The sequence below is a fragment of the Archangium sp. genome (assembly GCF_057119385.1).
The window spans coordinates 1-2,987 of record NZ_DBNGVP010000202.1 but is presented as its reverse complement, the minus strand read 5'-3'; the positions used below and the strand labels follow the sequence as shown (position 1 = coordinate 2,987).

General features: G+C 67.5%; 1 protein-coding gene and 1 pseudogene. One reads left to right on the top strand and one right to left on the bottom strand.

From position 1 onward, the window contains the following. Positions 1-1,344 (bottom strand): annotated as a pseudogene (locus AC16DP_RS46220) (hypothetical protein); the annotation flags it as partial. A 435-nt stretch (positions 1,345-1,779) separates the two neighbouring features. Here AC16DP_RS46220 and AC16DP_RS46215 point away from each other — a divergent pair. Then, on the top strand, positions 1,780-2,919 hold the full coding sequence (locus AC16DP_RS46215) for a cytochrome P450 (protein WP_329732714.1): 1,140 nt from the start codon (positions 1,780-1,782) through the stop codon (positions 2,917-2,919). Positions 2,920-2,987: the final 68 nt, after the last annotated feature.

Here is a 2,987-nt window from a genome sequence, read left to right as displayed (position 1 = left end):
CGTGCCCGCGTCCCAGTCGGTGCCCGTGACCGCGTCCCCGTCGGTGCCCGTGCCCGCGTCCCCGTCGGTGCCCGTGCCCGCGTCCCCGTCGGTGCCCGCGTCAGAGCACGAGCCGCAGAGGCAGCCGCAACCCGCATCCGTGTCTGTCCCCGCGTCGGTGCCCGCATCCGTCCTCATGATGTTGGGGCAATCGAAGATGCCGTCATAGGTCTGGGGGCCGGTGTCGCCACTCACATGCTCGAGGTTCTGCTCCACCTCGACGCCCCAGTGTGAGTCGGCGAGCTCATGCGCGGTGTACGTCACCGCGCCGCCAATGATCAGCCGGATGATCCACACCGCCCACCCGGCGTTGAGCCTGGAGCTGTACTTGTACTCGAGCAGTCCTTTCATCACGGCCCCGATGTGCAGGCCACGGGGCTGGCCATCGGCGTCCTTGGTGCCGTCGTACCTGACGTCCGCTCCGATGTTCGCGTGGAAGTACCAGTTCTCGTGCGGCCACTGGAAGTCGCAGTAGAGCGGGTTCGCGCCGGTCGAGCACGTCCCCTCGCCGTTCAGGTCCGGGCACTGGACGCCCTTCCAGCTCGATTTCCCCGAGGCCGAGTGCTGGGTCCGGACGCACTTCTCGGTCGTGGCGTCCACGTTCGCCCAGCCGCAGGCCATGCTGGCGTTGATCTCCAGCGTGTAGTCGACCTTGATGCTGTGGTCGTCCGTCACCGAGTAGCAGTTGTAGATGACCTGTCCCGTGATGGGCGGGATGTTGATCGCCGGGGCCACGCACTGGTTGGCCGCGTCGAGGGCGGAGAGGCTCATGCCCTCGATGTGTTTGTCGATGGAGATGGAGGCGGGCGACAGCTCCGCACGCACGCCGTCCAGTCCGAGCACGGCGTCATGCACCAGCCACTGCTCCTGATTCGCGTAACGGTAGAGGACCGCCTGGTAGTCCACCGCCTTGCCCTCGAGCGTCGCCTTGACGTGGACGACCGCGGCGAGCGGGCGCTTCTCGGGGGCCATCGCGGCGAGCTTGTCCACGGGCGGAGGCCAGTCGGGGCGCTCGGGCTCCCAGTCCATGACCTTCTGGCCCTCCCTCTCCACCAGCTTGCCAGGAATGGGGCGGAAGCGCAGCGCCCGGGCCAGCTCGTCCTCGCCGAGCCGGCGCAAATCCAGCAGCCCGGTCTCCGGCGTCACCTCGTGGATCTCCACCCGCTCGTGCTGCTCGTCGAAGTCGCGGTACGTGGCCCGGAGGGCCGACATCCAGTCTCCGGGCTCGAGCGGGGCCTCGGGCCCTCCACATGACACCGTGAGCAGCAGGGCCGCCCAGCTCAGCTTCTTCATCATCCTCGTCATGCGGGCCACCCCTTCTCGTGAAGCTGCCTTCAGGCCTGTACGCCCACCCAACGACACGGGGCGACTGTTCCATATTGGACGGATTATTATGCAATGTCAAGTTTTAGAGGTAATGCGTGCTTTTCGTGGAAACCTGTTTCATGCACAGGGCGCCTTCACGGCCACTCACTTCCGTCCGCCGTGTCTTCTTCTCCTTGCTGTTCTCCGCGGCTCCTGGGCTCGGTCCCGGGACCCGGGTCTGGCGCTTCTTCCCTCTGGAGGCGGCGGGCCCGTGGGCCGTCCACCGTGCTTCCAGGTGGTGACTGCTGTCTCCATGGGGTGACTGCTGTCACCAGGTTGTATTCGTTGACACATCCGCGAGCTCGCCCTGGCCGAGCGGCGCGCCTGGCCAAAAAAGAAGCGACGCCGGGTGAAGTCAGGGGAGACTGCCGCGGAATGATCGACTACGACCCGCTCTCAGCCCAGCAGCTCGAGAATCCCTACGCTGTCTACGCCGCCGCCCGCGCCCATCAGCCGGTGTTCTTCAGCGCGCGCACAGGCATGTGGATCGTCACCCGCTACGAGGACATCAGCACCGTGCTCAAGGATCCGGTGCGTTTCTCCTCCGTCAGCTCCATCCAGGTGGCCAAGGAGTTCGCTCCCGAGGTGCTGGCGGTCCTCGCGGAGGGGGTGCCCCCCGCGGCCGGTCTGGTGGATAGCGATCCGCCCGCGCACACCCGGCTGCGCGGCCTTGTCAGCCGAGCCTTCACTCCGCGCCGCATGGCCAGCATGGAGCCGCGCATCCGCCAGATTGCCCATGAGCTCGTCGACGCCTTCATCCAGCAGGGCCAGGCGGACCTGGTCTGGCGGTTGGCCTACCCACTGCCCGCATGGGTGATCGCGGACATCCTGGGCCTGCCGCGTCAGGACATGGAGGATTGCAAGCGCTGGGGCGACGAGATGATGGCGCTGTTCGGAGGCGCCCACCTGCCAGTGGAGCAGCAGGCGGCCCTCGCCCGCGGCCAGGTGCGGCTGACGCGCTACCTGCTGGCGCACGTGGAGGAACGCCAGGCGCAGCCTCGGGAAGACCTGCTGTCGGCGCTCGTCCACGCCCGGCTCGAGGACGGTTCGGCACTCAGCCCCTCGGAGCTGGTCAGCGTGATCATCCAGCTGCTCAACGCCGGCCACGAGACGACCACCAACCTCATCACCGCCGCGCTCGTGCTGTTGCTCGAGCACCCGGAGCAGCTGCGTGCCGTACGTGAGGACGGGAGCCTGCTGCAGCCCTTCGTGGAGGAGACACTGCGGCTGGAGTCCCCCGTGCAGGGCCTCTTCCGTATCACCACCGAGCAGGTGGAACTGGGCGGGGTAACGCTGCCGCGGGGGGCACGGCTGCAGGTGCTCTACGCCTCGGGCAGCCGGGACGAGGCCGTCTTCCCCCGGCCCGAACGCCTCGAGCTGAACCGCCCCAACGCCGAGTCGCACCTGGCCTTTGGCCGGGGCATCCACTTCTGCCTGGGGGCGGCGCTGGCCCGCCTTACTACAGTTGGACTTCCAAAACAGATTGAGAACCGTCGCGCTGGCCGGGGGCAATAGAGGAACCGCACCTTGAGGCAGGCAGACCTCGTCATTCATAGGAGTAACGGCGTCGCCCCTGGCTCGCA

Coding starts and splice junctions, on each gene's coding strand:
- AC16DP_RS46215 (WP_329732714.1), top strand. CDS start 1,780: ATGATCGACTACGACCCGCTCTCAGCCCAGCAGCTCGAGAATCCCTAC.